Consider the following 17,855-nt stretch of genomic DNA (forward strand, 5'->3'; position numbering starts at 1 on the left):
TTACGCATCTCCTGAACTGGTGGCGGCATCGACGATATGGCCGTCGATGCGTCGCGAAAGACCATGGAACTCGGCAATGACGGCGCCATCCTGCTGGGTGACGGTGACGTCGTAAATCCCCGTACGGCCGGCGCTGGACCGCCGCTGCGCCGTGGCGGTCAGCCGGTCGCCGTGCCGGGCGGGGCGCACGAAGGTTACCGCCGCGTGCTGGGCGACGGTGCGGTGGTTGTCGGAATTGCAGGCGAAGGCGAAGGCCGAATCGGCCAGCGTGAAAATGAAGCCGCCGTGGCAGATGGCGTGGCCGTTGAGCATCGAGTCGGTGACGGTCATGGCCAGCTCGGCCCGGCCATCGGCAATGGCGAGAATCGTCATCCCCAGCCCCCGCGAGGCCTGGTCCTCCGCCATCATCCGCGCGGCAACCCGCTGCGCCAGCCGATCCGCCTGTGCGGTCATGGCCATCCTTCCCTGCCTTATCGGCCCCGGCCGGCGTCGCCGCCGGCTCCTGCGTGCGCCGGCTCTTGCGTGCCGGCTCTTTGTTGGCCGATCCTTGATGCGGCCTTTTGTCTTGCGGTAAATTGTCCGACCGGACATACTATTAATTGACGACGCCGGTTCGCCTGTCAATCGCCACGCTGCGATCTAGGTCGAAATCGGACGCGAACAACGATTGGGCGGGGAACCATGGACTTCGAGACGATCCAATTTTCTGTCAGCGGTGGCATTGCCCGCCTGACGCTGAACCGACCGGAAAAACTCAACAGCTTCAACGTGCAGATGCATGGCGAGATCGCCCGGGCGCTGGACGCGCTGGAGGCCGACGCCACCGCGCGGGTGCTGGTGCTCACCGGCGCCGGGCGCGCCTTCTGCGCCGGGCAGGACCTTGACGACCGGGCGGTGAAGCCGGGCGACGCGGCGGTCGACCTCGGCGCCAGCCTGGAGAATTACTACAACCCGCTGGTGCGTCGGCTGACCGGGCTGAAGATGCCGGTGATCTGCGCCGTCAACGGCGTCGCCGCCGGCGCGGGCGCCAATCTGGCGCTGGCCTGCGACATCGTGATCGCCTCCACCGCCGCCAAGTTCATCCAGGCCTTCTGCAAGCTGGGTCTGGTGCCCGATTCGGGCGGCACCTGGATTCTGCCGCGACTGGTTGGCTCGGCGCGCGCCATGGCGCTGTCGATGCTCGGCACGCCGGTGTCGGCGGAGCAGGCGGAAGCCTGGGGCATGATCTGGAAAGCCGTGGCGCCGGAGGCGCTGGCCGGCGAGATCGATGCGCTGGCCGGGCATTTCGCCACCCAGCCGACCAAGGGCCTGAGCTTCATCCGCCAAGCGATTCGCGCCGCCGCCACCAACAGCCTTGACGCCCAGCTCGATCTGGAGCGCGATCTGCAGCGCGCCGCCGGCAATTCCGCCGACTACAAGGAAGGCGTCGCCGCCTTCCTCGCCAAGCGGCCGCCCACCTTCACCGGCGCCTGAACCCCGGCGCCGTCGTCCCCCTGTTTCTCGCATCTTCTCGCGAAGGAGAGTTCCATGAAGCTCATGAGCTATGCGTGCGGTGAGTGGGTTGCCCCCACCGGCCGCCTGACCCAGGTCGTCAGCGCCGTCGATGGCGCGCCGATGGGCAACGTCTCGACTGACGGCCTGAACTTCGCCGCCATGGCGCAACACGCCCGCGAGGTCGGCGGTCCGGCGTTGCGGGCGCTGACCTTCACCCAGCGCGCCGACATCCTCAAGCGGCTGGGCCAGTATCTGATGGAGCGCAAGGACCAGCTCTACGCGCTGTCCTACAAGACCGGCGCCACCAAGGGCGACAGCTGGATCGACATCGACGGCGGCATCGGCACGCTGTTTGCCTATGCCTCGCGCGGCAAGCGCGAGCTGCCCAACGAGCGCCACCTCATCGACGGCGAGGTCGAAGGGCTGTCCAAGACCGGCAGCTTCATCGGCCTGCACGTGCTGACCCCGCTGCAAGGCGTGGCGGTGCATATCAACGCCTTCAACTTCCCCTGCTGGGGCCTGCTGGAGAAGTTCGCGCCGACCTTCCTCGCCGGCGTGCCGATCATCACCAAGCCGGCCACCGCCACCGCCTGGCTGGCGGAAGCGCTGGTGCGGATGATGATCGAGTCCGGCCTGCTGCCGGCGGGTTCGCTGCAGCTCATCGTCGGCTCGACCGGCGACCTGTTCGAGCACCTGACCTGTCAGGACGTGGTGTCGTTCACCGGCTCGATCGACACTTCGATCAAGCTGCAGGCCCACCCGGTGATCCTGCGTAACGCCGTGCGCTTCATCGCCGAGCGCGACTCGCTCAACGCCTCCATCCTCGGCCCCGACGCCGGCCCCGGCACGCCGGAGTTCGACCTCTACGTCAAGGAGGTGATGCGCGAGATGACCACCAAGGCGGGCCAGAAGTGCACCGCCATCCGCCGCGCCATCGTGCCGCGCGCCCATGCCGACGCCGTCGCCGAGGCGCTGAAGGCACGGCTGGCCAAGGTGGTGGTGGGCAACCCGGAAGCCGAGGGCGTCACCATGGGCGCGCTGGCGAGCCAGGCCCAGCGCGACGACGTGCGCGCCAAGATCGAATTGCTCAAGCAGGACGCCCGCGTCGTCTGCGGCGACCCGGACAATTTCGAGGTGGTGGGCGCCGACAAGACCGCCGGCGCTTTCCTGCCGCCGGTGCTGTTGCAGTGCGACGACCCGTGGGCCGCCAGATACATCCACGACGTCGAGCCGTTCGGTCCGGTCGCCACCATCGTGCCCTACGACAATCTGGCCGACGCCGTGCGGCTGGCCAATCGCGGCGAGGGCAGCCTGGTCGCCTCGGTGTTCACCTATGACCCGGCGGTGGCCGATGAACTGCTGTTCGGCGCGGCGGCCTTCCATGGCCGGCTGGTGTTCATCGACCGCGACTGCGCCAAGGAATCCACCGGCCACGGCTCGCCGCTGCCGCACATGATCCACGGCGGCCCGGGGCGCGCCGGCGGCGGTGAGGAGATGGGCGGCCTGCGCGGCGTGAAGCACTATCTCCAGCGCACCGCGCTGCAGGGCTCGCCGGCGCGGCTGGGCCAGCTGGCCCGCACCTGGATCAAGGGCGCGCCGGAAGTGCCGGCACCGGTGCATCCGTTCCGTCAGGCCATCGACGAGCTGGTGCTCGGCGAGACGCTGCACACCGCCGAGCGGGTGGTGACGCTGGAGGACATCGAGCATTTCGCCCACTTCACCGGCGATACCTTCTATGCCCACATGGACGAGGAGGCGGCGGCCGCCAATCCGTTCTTTCCCGGCCGGGTGGCGCATGGCTACCTGCTGCTGTCGTTCGCCGCCGGTCTGTTCGTCGAGCCGGCGCCGGGGCCGGTGCTCGCCAACTATGGCCTCGACAACCTGCGCTTCCTCAAGCCAGTGTCGCCGGGTGACCGCATCAAGGTGCGGTTGACGGTCAAGCAGACCAAGCCGCGCAACGCCGACTATGGCGAGGTGCGCTGGGACGTCGCCATCACCAACCATGACGACGAGCTGGTGGCGACCTATGATCTGCTGACGATGAACGCGTTCAAGGCGGCGGGCGCTTAAGCGTTCGTTGCCGGGATTCGTCGCCAGTCCGCCCGCCCGTGGCGCGCGGGCTGGTACGACAACAGCAACCAAGGGGGGAAGACGCATGATCAAGATGATCGCCATCTACCAGACGCCGGAAGACGCCGAGGCGTTCCTGACCCACTACCGCGATGTCCATGTGCCGCTGGTGAAGAAGGTGCCGGGCCTGCTGCGGGCGGAAGTGACCAAGATCAACCGCACGATGATCGGCGACAATGCGCCGTTCCTGATCGCCGAGATGTACTTCGCCGACAAGGAAAGCTTCTCGGCGGCGATGAAGAGCCCCGAGAACGCCGCCGCCGGCCAGGATCTGATGACCTTCGCCAAGGGTCGGGTGACCCTGGTGCAGGGTGAAATCCTCGACGCCTGAGCCGGCCATGGTGCTGTCGGGCGACATCAGCGGCGCGGGCGGGCGACTGCTCGTCCTGCTGCACGGGCTGGGCACCACCCGCGAGGTGTGGGCGCCGATGATCGCGGCCGCCGGTCCGCCGGCGGGCACCCGTGTGCTCAATCTCGACCTGCGCGGGCATGGTCGGTCGGGTGACGGGGGTCGGTCGGGTGACGGCGGTTCAGGCGCGGCCTTGCCCTACAGCTATGGCGCCCACGCGGCCGACGTCGCCGAGGCGATTCTCGCGCTTGAGGACGCGCCCGAGGAACTGGTTGTCATCGGCCATTCCATGGGCGGCGCGGTGGCGCTGGCGCTTGCCTCGGGCTGGTTCGGCGTGCAGCCGGCCCGCGTGCTCGGGCTGGGCATCAAGGTCGCCTGGACGGCGGAGGAAGAGGCCGGCGTGCTGGCGCGGGCCGGCCAGCCGGGCAAGAGCTTCGCCAGCCGCGAGGAGGCGCTGGCGCGCTATCTCAAGGTGTCCGGTCTGGCGGGGCTGGTGGATGCCGACTCGCCGCTGGTCGCCCACGGGGTGCGCGAGGCGGACGGCGGCTGGTGGCTGGCCACCGATCCGCGCACCGGCCTGGTTGGCGCGCCGCCGATCGCCGGCTTCGTGGCGGCGGCCCGCTGCCCGCTGCACCTGGCCTGCGGCGAGCACGATACGATGGTCAATCTCGCCCAGTTGCAGGCGCACGATCCGCAGGCCGAGGTGCTGGCGGGGCTCGGCCACAACGCCATGGTGGAAGACCCCGCGACGGTATGGGCCTGGGTCGGGCGTTACCGGGCCGCCTGAGCGGTCAGCGATCCGGCGCCGGGCCGGGGGCGCGGGCCGGAATCACCACGGACCAATTCAGCGCGGCCGGCGCGGCTTGTCGAAGCCGCCACCGCGGCCCGCAGGACCCCCGCGACCCGCGCCGGGGCGCTGACCGGCGCGCGGCTTGCCATAGCTGGCGCCACCCTCGCGGCCACCTTCACGGGCGCCTTCACGACCCCGCGGGCCCTCGCCGCCACGGGGGCCGTCGCCGCCACGGGGGGCGTCGCCCTTTCGCGGGCCGCCCTTGCCCGGATCAGTTTTGCCCACACCAGCCTTGCGCGGGCCACCCTTGCCGAGCGGCTTGACGAAGCCTTCCTTCTTGCGCGTGCGGGTGTCGTACAGCGGCTCCTCGCCCTCGCCGGCGGCCGGCCGCTCGGGCCGTTCGACGGTGCGCAGCGTCGGGCGCGGCGGGCGTGCTTCCTCACGCGGCTTGTCCCGCGACGGGCCGGGGTAGGGGCCATCGGCGGGTTCGATACGGATCGCCTTGTCGGCGGGGTCCGGCCGGCTGGCGGCGACGGCGAAGCGTTCCGCCACCTCGGGGTGAATTTCGAACCGCGTCTCGCGGTCGAAGATCTGGATGGCGCCGATGTCGCGCTTGACGATATGGCCGCGCCGGCACAGCAGCGGCAGCAGCCAGCGCGGGTCGGCGTTGGCGTTACGGCCGATGCTCAGCCGGAACCACACGCCCGGTCCGCCGCCCCGCTCGCGCGGCGCGTGATCGCCTTCCGGGTGCCCGCCCCGGGGGGCGGCGTCGTAACCGTCCTCGTCGCGGCGGCGCCGACCACGTTCGCGTGGCGCCGGTTCGGCCGGGCCGGGGTCGAACAGCTCTTCCGGTTCCGGCAGGCGGGCCCGCTGCAGGCGGATATAGGCCATCGCCACGTCCTCGGCCGAGCGCTGGGCAAGCAGCGTCTGGGCGGCGGCGCGGACGTCCTCGGCGGCTTCCTCCGTCCAGATCGGGTCGGCGATCAGCCGTTCGGCGTCGCGGGCGCGGACCTCGTCGGCCGACGGCGGTGCCATCCATTCCGGCTTGATGTGGGCGTCGGCGATCAGCCGTTCCGCGCGGCGGCGGCGCGGGTAGGGCACCATGATGGCGCACAGGCCCTTGCGGCCGGCGCGCCCGGTGCGGCCGCTGCGGTGAAGCAGCGTTTCCGAATTGGTCGGCAGCTCGGCGTGGATCACCAGCCCGAGCTCCGGCAGGTCGATGCCGCGCGCGGCGACGTCGGTGGCGATGCACACCTGCGCCCGGCGGTCGCGCAGTGCCTGCAGCGCGTGGCTGCGCTCGTTCTGGCTGAGCTCGCCCGACAGGGCGACGACGGAAAAGCCGCGTTCGGCGAGGTTGGCGTGCAGATGGCGCACGGATTCGCGGGTGGCGCAGAACACCATGGCGATGCCGGCCTCGAAATAGCGCAGCACGTTGACGATGGCGTGCTCAAGATCGCCCGGCGCGACGCGGATGGCGCGATAGTCGATGTCGGCGTGGGCGGACCGGCCGGTGGTGGTGGCGATGCGCAGCGCGTCGCGCTGGTAGGTCTTGGCCAGTTCGACGATGCCCTTGGGCAGGGTCGCCGAGAACAACAGCGTGCGTCGCGCCGAGGGAGCGGCGTCGAGCAGCAGCTCAAGGTCGTCGCGGAAGCCGAGGTCGAGCATCTCGTCGGCCTCGTCGAGCACCACGGCGCGCAGGCACGAGGCATCGAGGTTGCCGCGCTGGAGGTGGTCGACCAGCCGGCCCGGCGTGCCGACGACGATGTGCGCGCCCTGGAACAGGCTGCGCGCCTCCCGCCGGGCGTCCATGCCGCCGACGCAGGAGACGACGCGGGCGCCGGTGGGCTCGTAGAGCCATTCCAGCTCGCGGTGGACCTGCAGCGCCAGCTCGCGGGTCGGCGCGATGATCAGCGCCAGCGGCTCGGCGGCACGCGGCAGCGGCGCGCCATCGGCCTCCAGCAGCGTCGAGGCCAGCGCGAGACCAAAGGCGATGGTCTTGCCGGAGCCGGTCTGGGCGGAGACCAGCAGGTCGCGGCCCTCGGCCTCGGGGGCGAGCACGGCGGCCTGCACCGGCGTCGGTTCGGCATAGCCGCGTGCCTCTAGCGCGCGGGCAAGATCGGGATGGACCGGGGGAAAGGCCATGGGGGCGGACTCGCGGTTTGCAGGGTGTCGAGTGTCGACGGTCATGCGCGGGCCAATAGGCCACGCGCCGGGGGCACGGCCGGAATCCCGACCGTGGGAAGCGGGCCATAGACACCAAGCGGCCGCCCCGGTCAAGGGTTGTCAGCCGGTCGGCCGCCGCACAGGCGGCTGTTCCTAGTCCTCCAGCTCGGCCAGCCGCCGCTGTTCGCTACGCTGGCTGAGCAGCAGGTACATCACCGGCGTGACGATGCGCGACAGCAGGGTGGAGGAGACCAGGCCGCCGATGATCACCCAGGCCAGCGGGGCGTAAAGCCCCGAACCGGACAGCGCCAGCGGCAGCAGGCCGCCGACGGCGGTGACCGAGGTCAGCAGCACCGGCAGGAAGCGGATCTCGCCGGCCCGCTCGATCGCCTCGCGCAGCGCCAGCCCCTCCCGGCGCAACTGGCTGGTGAAATCCACCAGCAGGATCGAGTTCTTGATCTCGATGCCGATCAGCGCGATGAAGCCGATGACGGCGGTGAACGACAGCGAATTGCCGGTCAGCGCCAGCGCGATCAGGCCGCCGAACACGCCCAGCGGAATGACGCCCGCCACCACCGCGGACTCGCGGAAATTACCGAACTCCAGCACCAGCACGGCGAGGATGCCGAAGATGGCCACCAGAATGGCGTCGCCAAGACCCGAGAAGCTGCGCGTCTGGGCTTCCGCTTCACCACCGGCGGAGAGCGTGTAGCCAGCCGGCAGCGGCAGGCTTTGCAGACGCTCGAACACTTCCTTGTTCACCTTGGAGGTCAGGTAGCCGTCACGGGTGTAGGCGGTCAGCGTGACGGTGCGCTTCTGCTTGAAGCGGTCGATCGCCGCCGGTGCCGACCGCAGTTCCGGCTTGGCGACCAGGCTGAGCGGAATCGAACTGCCATCGGTGAGCGGGACGTAGATGTGGTTGAGCGCGGAATAGGGCTGGCGCTCGTCCATCGGCAGGCGGACCTGCACCGGATAGGAGTCGCCGTCGGAATCGCGGTAGCTGGACGTCGCCTCGCCGGCCAGCGCCAGCCGGGTGACGCGGCGGATGCTGCCGGCCGGCACGCCCAGTGCCGCCGCCTTGGCCTCGTCGATGCCGAGATCAAGGTCGGTGCGGTCCAGCCGCAGCGGGTTGCTGATGTCGCGGGTGCCGGGGGTGGCGATGATCGCCTGCTCGGCGACGCCGGCGAGCCGCTTCAGCACGGTCATGTCGGGGCCGGAGATGCGCACCGCGATCGGCGCCTCGATCGGCGGGCCGTTCTGGAAGATCTTGACCACGATGTCGGCGTCGGGGAAGCCCTCGAAACGGTGGCGCAGCCGCTCGACCAGCGCCGGGCCGTCGGTATTGTTCCAGTCCTTCACGGTGACGAACAGCTCGCCATACTGGGTGCGGTTTTCCTGCTGGCGGACGTTGTAGAACACCTGCGGGTTGCCGCGGCCGATGTTGCTGCTGACCGTCTCCACCATCGATTCTTCGGCCAGCACTTTCTCGACGAAGCGCACGGCGCGGTCGCTGGCGGGCATCGCCGCGCCATCGGTGCTTTTCACCTCGATCAGGAAATAGGGCACGTCGGCGGGCGGGAACATCGAGAAGCCGAGATAGGGCACCAGCGCGAAGGCCAGCCCGCACAGCGCGCCGGCCAGCGCCAGCGTCCGGCGTGGTTTCTCCAGCGCCAGGTGCAGCACCGGCGCGTACAGCCGGTGGATGCCGGTGGTCAGCCATTGCAGCAGGCGGTTGCCGTGGGCGCTTTCGTGGCGCGGCAGGATGCGGCTGGCGAGGAACGGGATGATGGTCAGCGAGACGATGAGCGAGGCGCCCACCGTCAGCAGTACGGTGAGCGGCAGCGAGCGGATGAAGCGGCCCGAGCCCTCGGGCAGGAACATCAGCGGCAGGAAGGCCAGCATCAAGGTGGCGGTGCAGCCGACCACGGCGACGGCGATCTGCCGGGTGGCGGCGAGTGCCGCCTCGCGCCGGCTGGCGCCTTCGCGCAGGTGGCGGGCGATGTTCTCGGTCACCACGATGGAATCGTCGACCAGCAGCCCGAGCGACAGCACGAAACCGGCGATGGACAGCTGGTTGAGCGTGAAGCCGAGACCTTTGAGCGCGGTAAGACCGATGGCCAGCGACAGCGGGATCGAGATCATGACGACAATCGACGCCCGCACGCCCAGCGGCAGCAGCGTCACCAGCACCAGCGCCAGCGCGATGATAAAATCGCGTCCCAGATGCGCCAGCCGTTCATCGACCACGCGCGACTGGTCGAAGGCGCGTTCGAGTTTGATGTCGGGTGGCAGCGACGGCGCGAAGTCGTCCAGCACCTCGTTGATGCCCTGGCGCACGTCCATCAGGTTGACGCCGTTCTTCTGGGTTGCGGTGACGAAGATCGCCCGCTTGCCGTTGAAGCGGGTGAGGTGGGTCGCCTCTTCGGTCGACCACGACACGGTGGCGAGATCACGCACCCGCACCACCCGGCCGGCCACCGACAGCACCGGCGTGTTCTCGACTTCCTCCAGGGTGCGGAAGGCGCCGCCGGCCTTCACGTTGAAGCGGCGGTCACCCACGTGCACGGCGCCCGCCGGCAGGTCGGCGCCCTGGGCGGTGAGCGCGTCGGCGATGGCGGTGACCGGGATCTTCAGTGCCGCCAGCCGGCCGAGATCGACCGCCACCCGCACCTCGGTTTGCGGCACGCCCCAGATCGAGGTCTTGCGCACGCCGGGCACCTGATTGAGCAGATCGCGCAGGTCGCGGGCGATCTTGTCCATCCGGCGGTAGGAGGCGTCCGGGCTGACCAGCGCCAGCTGGACCACCGCCGCCTCGGTGGTGCGCACCTTGCGGAATTCCAGCCGTTGCAGCCGCGACGGCAGGGTGGAGCGGATGGCGTTCACCTCCCGCACCACCTCGTCGAACTTGCGCTCGGCGTCGGTATCCCAGCCGAACTCGACGGTGACCACCGCCGAGCCGTCCTGGCTCACCGAGCGGATTTCCTTCACGTCATCGAGGCCCTGGAGCACGTCCTCGACCGGCTTGCTGACCAGCTGCTCCATGTCGGTGGGGTCGGCGCCCGGCATCGCCGCCACGACGACGACGACGGGAATCGGGAAATGCGGGTCCATCGAGCGGGGGATGGTGTTGAGCGTGTTGTAGCCCAGCGCCGCCAGCAGCGTGAACAGCAGCAGCGTGAACTGCCAGCGGCGGACCGCGAACTGAACCAGACCGCCCATGCTCAGCCCCGGTTCGCCGGGTGGCCGGTGGCAGGGGTCAGGCGCGGGGTGATTTTCATGCCGTCACGCACCCGGTCGGTGCCGGCCACCACCACCTGCTCGCCGGCGGCGAGCCCGGCGCTGACAATGGCCCACTGGTCGTCGAAACTGCGCAGCGCGACGCGGCGACTGCGGGCGACACGGCTTTTCGGGTCGACGACATAGATGAAGGCCTCGTCCGCCCGGCCGTTCATCAAGGCCATGGCGGGAATGGCGACCATGGTGGCCGCGCCATCACGGCGGGTTGGCACCAGCGCGTCGCCGATCAGGCCGCTGCGCAGCCCCGGTGCGGCCGGCAGGGCGATGCGGACATCGAAGGTGCCGGTGCGATCGTCGCTGCGCGCGGCGACCTCGATGATCTTGCCCGAAAGTTGCTGGCCCACCCCGTCGAGTTCCACTGGCAGCGTGTCGCCCAGGCGCACGGTGGCGAGCTGGGCGTCGGACAGCGGCACCTCCAGCACATAGCCCTGGTCCACCTTGCCCAGCCGCAGCACCGGCGTGCCGGGGCTGAGCACCTGACCGGGCTCGGCCAGCCGACGCTGCACGACGCCGTCGGTCGGCGCCCGCAGCACCGACCAGCGCAGGTTGAAGGCAGCGGTGTCGAGTTGCGCGGCGGCGGCCTTGTCGGCAGCCTGCGCGGCTTCCAGCCGCTGGGTGGTGGCCCAGCCGTCGGCGACCAGCTTTTCCACCCGCGCCAGTTCGGCGCGGGCCTTGTCGCGGTTGGCGGCGGCCTCGCGCCGACCAGCCTCGACCTCCATGGTGTCGAGCGCCGCCAGCACCTGGCCGGCCCGCACCGGCGTGCCGGCGTCCACCAGCACCCTGGCGACGACACCGCCGACCTTGAAGGCGAGGTCCGCCTCGCGGCGCAGCCGCACGGTGCCGGTGGCCCGCGCGGTGGCGGTGCCGGCGGCGGGCTCGGCGACTGCCACGGCGATCACGGGCGCTGTCGATTCGGGCGTGGCGGGCGTCGGGTCGCCACCGCAGCCGGCCAGCAGGGCGGCGACGGCAAGTCCGGGCACGGCCGCGCGGAGCTGGCGGATGACGTGGCGGGCGAGGGGCTGCGTCATGGCACTCTACTCAACGGATCGGGGATTTAGGGGCAATCGCGACAACATCGAATTTTCTATACTGACTGGTACACAAAAATTGATTATATGTAAACTCATGAGTTTAGAAATAAGCGATATGCCCGCCCGCACGATGGCGACGGCCCGCAAGCGCGGGCGGCCGCTCGACGCCGCCAAGCGTGCCGCCATCCTGGAGGCGGCGGGCCAGCTGTTCCTCGCCCAGGGCTACGAAGGCACCAGCATGGACGCGGTGGCCGCCGCCGCCGGCGTATCCAAGCTGACGGTGTACAAGCGTTTCGCCGGCAAGGAGGCGCTGTTCGCCCAGGTGATCCGCGCCAAGTGCGACCGCATGATGGACCCCTTCGCCATCGAGCAGGTGCAGGCGGCCGATCCGCGCGCCGGCATGATGGTGGTCGGGCGGCTGTTCCTCGACCTGATTCTCGATCCGCAGGCGATCGCCGCCCACCGGCTGGTGCTGATCGAGGGCCCGCGCGAGCCCCGGCTGGCGCAGCTGTTCTTCGAGAACGCCGTCGAGCAGACGGTGGCCAAGACCGCCGCCTTCCTCGACCGGCACCGCCAGGCGGGTCGGCTGCGTTTCGCCGACGCGCGCGAGGCGGCGGCGCAGTTCATCTGTCTGCTCAAGGGCAATCCGCACATGGTGGTGATGCTCGGCCTGCGGCCGCTGGCCGAGGGCGAGCTGGAGGCGCATATCGCCACCTGCGTCGACCTGCTGCTGGCGGCATGGCGGCCGGAGACGGCGACCGCTCAGCCGGCGGCGAGGTAGTCCGGCCGTCGCACCGTCACCGGCTGGCCGCCCAGCGTCAGGGCCGCGCCATCCTCGACATACTCCATCCGCATCAGCGCCAGTCCGAGGTCGCCGTCGCGCGCCACCAGATCCCCGGCGGGTTTGCCGTCTCCCGAGCGAATCACGGTGTCGTCGCCCAGCTCGTCACCGGAGGCAGCGCCGGGCAGGTCGAGCGGCAGCAGCCGCTTGCGCACCTTGTTGCGGAAGTGCATCCGCGCCGTGTTCTCCTGGCCGACGTAGCAGCCCTTGCGGAAGTCGACGCCGTTGAGTTCCCCGGCGTTGGTCTCCAGCCACAGCAGGGCATCGACGCCCACCTCGGCCGCGCCTTCCGGCACCCCGAGGCGCCAGCGATGCCGGCGGTAGGCCTCGGGCGTCGCGGTGGATGCGGTGTCGTTGGCGGCGGCGATCCAGCGCCAGCCCAGCGCCGGCAGGCGCGGGTCGGGTTGCGCGCCGGCCGGTGGCGTGCCGTCGCCCCAGGCGGCGAACACCGCCAGATCGGGGCGCGGCGTCAGTGTCACCGCGGCGCGCAGCCGATACATCGTCAGCCGTCGGGTCAGGTCGGCCAGGCGGCTGGCATCGGCGTCGACGAGCAGGCCGCCGGCGCCGTCGTCGAACACCATCAGGTCGAACAGGCACTTGCCCTGCGGGCTGAGCAGGCCGGCCCACACCGGCCGGTCCGGCGTGACGGCGGTGACGCTGTTGGTGAGCAGACCTTGCAGGAAGGCGCGGGCGTCCGGGCCGCCGACCGCCAGCACGGCGCGAGTCGGCAAGCGGGTGCGGTGGAGGCCGGGCGCGGCGGGTGACGTGGCATCGAGACTCATGGTGGCTCCAAGATAGTCGGCTGGCGGCCTGTCTCAAGGGATAAGCCATCAATGGCACCGCGCGCCTGCGCCACCAGTGGATTATCGTGCGTGGTCGGCTTATAGATCGAGCCTATGACCGACAGTCTCGACATGATCCTGAAAAACGGCACGGTGGTGACACCGGGCGGGGCGCAACGGGTGGACGTCGGCGTGCGCGCCGGCCGCATCGTGGAACTCGGCGACCTGGCGTCCGCGTCGGCCGGCGAGGTGGTGGACTGCACCGGCCTGCACGTGCTGCCGGGCGTCATCGACACCCAGGTGCACTTCCGGGAGCCCGGTCTGGAGCACAAGGAAGACCTGGCGACCGGCTCGCTGGCGGCGGTGATGGGCGGCGTGACCGCGGTGTTCGAGATGCCCAACACCAAGCCCAGCACCACCACGGCCGCCGACATCGCCGACAAGGTGGCCCGCGCCAAGGGGCGCATGTGGTGCGATCACGCGTTCTACGTTGGCGCCACCGCCGACAACATTGCCGACCTGCCCGAGTATGAACGGGTGCCGGGTTGCTGCGGCGTCAAGGTGTTCATGGGGGCCTCGACCGGCGATCTGCTGGTGTGGGACGACCCGACGCTGGAAAAGGTGCTGGCGCACGGTCAGCGCCGTGTCGCCATCCACTGCGAGGACGAGGAGCGGATGCGCGCCCGCAAGGCGCTCGCGCTCGACGGCAGGCCGGAGACGCACCCGGTCTGGCGTGACGACGAGTCGGCGCTGCTGGCGACCCGGCGGGCGGTGGCGCTGGCGCGCAAGACCGGCCGGCGTGTCCACATCCTGCACGTCACCACGCCTGCCGAAATGGCCTTCCTGCGCGACCACAAGGACATCGCCACCGTCGAGACGACGCCGCAGCATCTGACGCTGGGCGGGCCGGATTGTTACGAGCGGCTGGGCACCTTCGCGCAGATGAACCCGCCGATCCGCTCGGCGGCACACCGCGACGGCCTGTGGCACTGGGTCGGTCAGGGCGTGGTGGACGTCATCGGGTCCGACCACGCGCCGCACACCATCGAGGAAAAGGCGAAGCCTTATCCGCAGTCGCCCTCGGGGATGCCGGGGGTGCAGACACTGCTGCCGTTGCTGCTCGACCACATGGCACACGGCAGGCTGAGCCTCGACCGGCTGGTCGACCTGACCTCCGCCGGTGCCGCCCGGGTCTGGGGGCTGGTCGGCAAGGGGCGCATCGTCGCCGGCTATGAAGCGGATTTCACCGTGGTCGACCTCAAGAAGCAGTGGACGGTCAGCGAGGACTGGCTGGCCAGCCGCGCCGGCTGGTCGCCGTTCACCGGCATGACGCTCACCGGCAAGGCCATCGGCACCATCATCCGTGGCCAGCGGGTGATGTGGGAGGACGCGGTGCCGGGGACGCCGATCGGCGCGCCCTTGCGCTTTCACGATACCTGGGCGGGCGGGGGCGCTCGCTCATGATCCTGGCGACCATGGCGGATGACGCGCTGCCGATCGCCCATCTGATCCAGCTGGCCCTGGCGCCGGTGTTCCTGCTGACCGGCGTGGGTTCCATCCTCAATGTGTTGACCGCGCGGCTCAATCGTATCGTCGACCGGGCACGGCTTCAGGAGTCGCGCTGGGCGCAGGCCAACGAAGCGCAGCGGACGGAAATCTACCGGATTCTCGCCGCGCTGTCGCAGCGTATGCGACTGATCAACTGGGCGATCGGCCTGTGCGTGGTGTGCGCGGTGCTGATCTGCGTGGTGGTGGCCATCATGTTCATCTCGCAGTTCAGCCGGCTTGATTTCTCGCAGATCGTCGCCGGACTGTTCATTGGCGCCATGGCCGCGCTGACGGTGGGGCTGGTGCTGTTCCTGCGGGAAATCCTGATCGCCACCGCCTCGGTGCGCATCGGCATTGACGACATCAAGGCACCGTCCGGCCACTGAGCCGGGGGCGCGACCGGTCGTCAGTCGGGGCGGGAGGAGGATGTCGGCCTGTGCCGGCGGCGACCCGCCAGGGCCAGGCCCGCGAGGCCGCCCAGCATCAGCGTCACGCTGCCAGGTTCCGGCACCTTGACGGTCGTGCCGCTGGAGCCGGTGATGCCGGACGAGCTGCTGGAGCCGCCGCTTGATGATCCGCCACCGGAGCCGCCGGAGGAACCACTGCCGGAGCCGCCGGAGGAGCCGCCGCTGGAGCTGCCCGACGAGTCGTCGCCACCCGAGCCTGAACCGCTGCCGGAACCGCCACTCGATCCCGAGCCGCCCAGCGCCAGCGGCACAGTGGTGCCGCCCGTGCTGACCGGGGTGTAGCTGGGGCGGGAAATACGGGTCGCGGGCGGGCTGGACAGCGCGGCAATCCGGTTGCCGCCCGCCGCGGGGTCAGGGAATGCGGGTGTCGCTTCACCGGCCGGTGCAATGCTGGCGATGTCATCAAGCAGGGTGGCGATCTGGTCGGCATTCTTGCCGGCACCGGGGCAGGCGCCCGGAATTTCTTCCGGGGCCGCGCTGGCGGTCACGACCTTAGGCTTGGCCTTCCGGGGCTTGGTCGATTTCCGGGCGGCTTTCTTGATCTTGGTTTTTGGCTTCGTCGACTTGCTGACTTTCACGACCTTTGCCGGCGCGCTGGTCACCTGCTGTTTGCTGGCACCATTGATGACGATGGGGTCGCAGTCGTCGTCGGCGGCCTTGGCTGCCGGGGCGGCGGCGAGCGCGGCCGGCGCGCTGAACATCAGCAGCGCGGGCAGGAGGGCTGCCCGCAGCAGCGCCATGTTGCGCGCGGTTGCGCGAGGAACGGTGCCCAAGGGGGCGCTCGTTCGCGCTGCCGCCCGGGCACTTGGGGGGCGCCCCCCCGACTGGTTCGGAATCATGATATTGCCCACCCGTTCAGCGACCATTTTTTCTAACGTGGGCCGCATGATACGGGCGCGAATCTGTACAGGCGGTGAATATCGGCCACCGTAAGGTTAACAATCACTTGAAATCCGGCGATTTTTTGCGGCGGGTGTGCCTGTGCCCGCCGGCTCCTCATGACGGCCGTGCTCTCGGGCGCGGATTCAGTGCGCCGCGACGCTGATGCCGTGCAGCGCCAGCCGGTCGGGAGTCAGATCCTGCACCGTCACCACCCGGATGGCCACCACCCGTTCGTCGCGGGTCCGTACCCAGTCGTCGAGGAAGGCCGTCAGCACCGGGTAGTCGGGGGCCTGGTCCATATCCTGCCAGACCATGGTGCGCATCACGCCCGGCGCGTTGGGGTGCTCGACCTGAATTTCAGCGCTGGTCATGCGATAGCCGCGCTGCCAGAAGTCCCGGTCAAGCGGCGGACCGACGACGTCGGCAACCGACGCGAGGGGGGCGGCCTGATCGGCCGGCGTCACATCATCAAGCAGACGCTCGTCGAGACTCAGGGCGGATTTCAGCACGTTGGTCATGGCGCTTCCCTTTCCAACCCCTCCAAGCCTCACTATAAGGCGGCGATGATTAACGGACGGTGAGCAGGCGCGGTGCACATCCGCCTGTCGGGCGCCGTGTGTTTGGGTTGATGGTCAGGATCGCGACGGATGAACTTGGGCTGGCTCGCGACCTATCACCTGCCCGTCGGCATGCTGATTGGCCTGGTGGCGGCGGCGCCCATTGGTCCGGTCAACATCATCGTCATCCAGCGGACCTTGCAGAAGAGCATCCGCTCCGCACTCGCACTCGGGCTGGGCGCGGCGCTGGGCGACGCCGTCTTCGCCGCCGCCGCGGCTTTCGGCCTGACCGCGCTCAAGCTGCTGATGGACGACCATCATGACCTGATTCGCGTGGTCGGGGGTCTCATCATGATCGGCTTCGCCGTGGTGGTGTGGCGCACCGCGCCGCATCTCGACGATCCGGTGCGCAAGATCCCGCGGGCGCGCCACATGGCCCTGGCGACCTTCATGATGACGGTCACCAACCCGGCGACCCTGCTGTGGTTCGCGGCGACGTTCGGCTCGATCGGCTTCCGGGGCATCGGGCATGAGTCACCGGATGCCCTGATCAATGCCGCCGAGGTGGTGATCGGCGTCTTTCTGGGTTCGATGCTGTGGTGGCTGTTCATTTCCGGTATGGCCCGCTGGGCACGCGGCTGGGTGGATGATCGGCACCTGCTGATCTTCAATCATGTTTCGGCGGTGGTGTTGCTGCTGTTCGGGCTGGCGGCACTGGCGGCAGGTCTGTTCTAGCGGTCGTCCGGCCGGACGACCCGGTGGTGCCGTTGAAAAACTTGCGTCGCCGGTGCGAGTTGCATAGCAATTCCCAACCTGCCCGCGTTCAGGCAACGAGGACCGATCGATCATGAGTGATGTGGATTTCGCCAGCCTGCTGTGTTCGCGCCTGTGTCATGATCTGGTCAGCCCGGTTGGCGCGCTCGCCAACGGGATCGAGATACTCGCCGACGAGACCGATCCCGACATGCGTGCCCAGTGCCTTCAGCTGCTGGCGGACAGCGCCCAGCAGACCGCCAACCGGCTGAAGTTCTTCCGTCTGGCCTTCGGGGCGGGGGGCGGCTTCTCCGAGCAGGTCGACGTGCGGGAGGCACAGGCGGCCATCCAGGGCATGTTCGCCGCCGACAAGGTCAAGCTCGACTGGCTGGTGACACTGCCGGCGCTGCCCAAGGTGGCGGTCAAGGTGCTGCTCAACCTGTCGCTGATCGCCGGTGACGCGCTGCTGCGCGGCGGGGCGCTGCGAATCGCCGCCGAACGGGCGGAGGATCAGGTGGAGCTGGTGGTGCGGGCCGAAGGCCCGCGGCTGCTGCTGGGCGAGGATCTGCGCCTGACCTTGACGGGAGATCCCGCAAGCTTCGAGGCGACGCCGCGGGTGGCCCCGGCGCTGCTGGTCCGGCAGCTGCTGGGGCATTCCGGGGCGACGCTGCGACTGCTCGAACCGGAACCCGGCGTGCTGGTGTTCGGCGCGCAGTTGGCGGCCTGAGCCCCCCGATTATCCTGCCCGGCGACCGGCATCTGTATCGCCTC

The 17,855-nt window shown here is 69.7% G+C and carries 16 protein-coding genes; 9 read left to right on the forward strand and 7 right to left on the reverse strand.

What is annotated here, in order from left to right:
* Positions 1 to 453 (reverse strand): hydroxyphenylacetyl-CoA thioesterase PaaI, encoded by a 453-nt coding sequence (gene paaI, locus ABU113_RS06170; protein WP_454558622.1) that lies wholly within the window; start codon positions 451 to 453, stop codon positions 1 to 3.
* Positions 454 to 681: 228 nt separating this feature from the next.
* Between paaI and paaG the strand changes: the two genes are divergently transcribed.
* From paaG to ABU113_RS06190, 4 genes are all read left to right on the forward strand, one after another.
* Entirely contained in the window at positions 682 to 1,473 is a 792-nt protein-coding gene (paaG, locus tag ABU113_RS06175) for a 2-(1,2-epoxy-1,2-dihydrophenyl)acetyl-CoA isomerase PaaG (protein ID WP_454558623.1), read from the forward strand.
* Between the two features lie 54 nt (positions 1,474 to 1,527).
* Positions 1,528 to 3,564 carry a phenylacetic acid degradation bifunctional protein PaaZ gene (paaZ, locus tag ABU113_RS06180; RefSeq protein ID WP_454558624.1) on the forward strand — a complete coding sequence of 679 codons (2,037 nt, stop codon included), beginning with the start codon at positions 1,528 to 1,530 and terminating at the stop codon, positions 3,562 to 3,564.
* Positions 3,565 to 3,649: 85 nt separating this feature from the next.
* Positions 3,650 to 3,955, forward strand: a complete 306-nt coding sequence (locus tag ABU113_RS06185; RefSeq protein ID WP_454558625.1) for an EthD family reductase — start codon at positions 3,650 to 3,652, stop codon at positions 3,953 to 3,955.
* 7 nt (positions 3,956 to 3,962) lie between these two features.
* On the forward strand, positions 3,963 to 4,760 hold the full coding sequence (locus ABU113_RS06190) for an alpha/beta fold hydrolase (protein WP_454558626.1): 798 nt from the start codon (positions 3,963 to 3,965) through the stop codon (positions 4,758 to 4,760).
* A gap of 57 nt (positions 4,761 to 4,817) precedes the next feature.
* Here ABU113_RS06190 and ABU113_RS06195 read toward each other — a convergent pair whose 3' ends face one another.
* The 3 genes from ABU113_RS06195 to ABU113_RS06205 all read right to left on the reverse strand — a co-directional run bounded on the left by ABU113_RS06195 (position 4,818) and on the right by ABU113_RS06205 (position 11,251).
* Positions 4,818 to 6,905, reverse strand: coding sequence for a DEAD/DEAH box helicase (locus ABU113_RS06195; protein WP_454558627.1), 2,088 nt, complete (start codon positions 6,903 to 6,905; stop codon positions 4,818 to 4,820).
* 174 nt (positions 6,906 to 7,079) lie between these two features.
* Entirely contained in the window at positions 7,080 to 10,145 is a 3,066-nt protein-coding gene (locus tag ABU113_RS06200; protein ID WP_454558628.1) for an efflux RND transporter permease subunit, read from the reverse strand.
* Positions 10,146 to 10,147: 2 nt separating this feature from the next.
* A complete protein-coding gene (locus tag ABU113_RS06205) occupies positions 10,148 to 11,251 on the reverse strand; it encodes an efflux RND transporter periplasmic adaptor subunit (protein ID WP_454558629.1) in 1,104 nt (367 codons plus the stop codon).
* A gap of 97 nt (positions 11,252 to 11,348) precedes the next feature.
* Between ABU113_RS06205 and ABU113_RS06210 the strand changes: the two genes are divergently transcribed.
* Positions 11,349 to 12,035 carry a TetR/AcrR family transcriptional regulator gene (locus ABU113_RS06210; protein WP_454558630.1) on the forward strand — a complete coding sequence of 229 codons (687 nt, stop codon included), beginning with the start codon at positions 11,349 to 11,351 and terminating at the stop codon, positions 12,033 to 12,035.
* On the opposite strand, the gene ygfZ is transcribed toward ABU113_RS06210, so the two are convergent.
* Positions 12,017 to 12,877 (reverse strand): CAF17-like 4Fe-4S cluster assembly/insertion protein YgfZ, encoded by an 861-nt coding sequence (ygfZ, locus tag ABU113_RS06215; protein WP_454558631.1) that lies wholly within the window; start codon positions 12,875 to 12,877, stop codon positions 12,017 to 12,019. The genes ABU113_RS06210 and ygfZ overlap by 19 nt on opposite strands.
* Before the next feature lie 114 nt (positions 12,878 to 12,991).
* Here ygfZ and ABU113_RS06220 point away from each other — a divergent pair, with 114 nt between their 5' ends.
* Both ABU113_RS06220 and ABU113_RS06225 read left to right on the forward strand, forming a co-directional pair.
* On the forward strand, positions 12,992 to 14,341 hold the full coding sequence (locus ABU113_RS06220) for a dihydroorotase (RefSeq protein WP_454558632.1): 1,350 nt from the start codon (positions 12,992 to 12,994) through the stop codon (positions 14,339 to 14,341).
* On the forward strand, positions 14,338 to 14,811 hold the full coding sequence (locus tag ABU113_RS06225; RefSeq protein ID WP_454558633.1) for a DUF2721 domain-containing protein: 474 nt from the start codon (positions 14,338 to 14,340) through the stop codon (positions 14,809 to 14,811). The genes ABU113_RS06220 and ABU113_RS06225 overlap by 4 nt, the downstream gene beginning before the upstream one ends.
* A 20-nt stretch (positions 14,812 to 14,831) precedes the next feature.
* Here ABU113_RS06225 and ABU113_RS06230 read toward each other — a convergent pair whose 3' ends face one another.
* Both ABU113_RS06230 and ABU113_RS06235 read right to left on the reverse strand, forming a co-directional pair.
* Positions 14,832 to 15,632, reverse strand: a complete 801-nt coding sequence (locus ABU113_RS06230; protein ID WP_454558634.1) for a PEP-CTERM sorting domain-containing protein — start codon at positions 15,630 to 15,632, stop codon at positions 14,832 to 14,834.
* A gap of 285 nt (positions 15,633 to 15,917) precedes the next feature.
* Positions 15,918 to 16,292, reverse strand: coding sequence for a hypothetical protein (locus ABU113_RS06235; protein WP_454558635.1), 375 nt, complete (start codon positions 16,290 to 16,292; stop codon positions 15,918 to 15,920).
* A gap of 129 nt (positions 16,293 to 16,421) precedes the next feature.
* Here ABU113_RS06235 and ABU113_RS06240 point away from each other — a divergent pair, with 129 nt between their 5' ends.
* A complete protein-coding gene (locus ABU113_RS06240) occupies positions 16,422 to 17,066 on the forward strand; it encodes a LysE family translocator (protein WP_454558636.1) in 645 nt (214 codons plus the stop codon).
* 112 nt (positions 17,067 to 17,178) lie between these two features.
* Positions 17,179 to 17,811, forward strand: coding sequence for a histidine phosphotransferase family protein (locus ABU113_RS06245; protein ID WP_454558637.1), 633 nt, complete (start codon positions 17,179 to 17,181; stop codon positions 17,809 to 17,811).
* Positions 17,812 to 17,855 lie beyond the last annotated feature (44 nt).

Origin of the sequence: Parapedomonas caeni (genome assembly GCF_041060555.1) — a bacterium.
In the GTDB taxonomy this organism is placed as follows: Bacteria; Pseudomonadota; Alphaproteobacteria; order Sphingomonadales; family Sphingomonadaceae; genus CAUJIW01.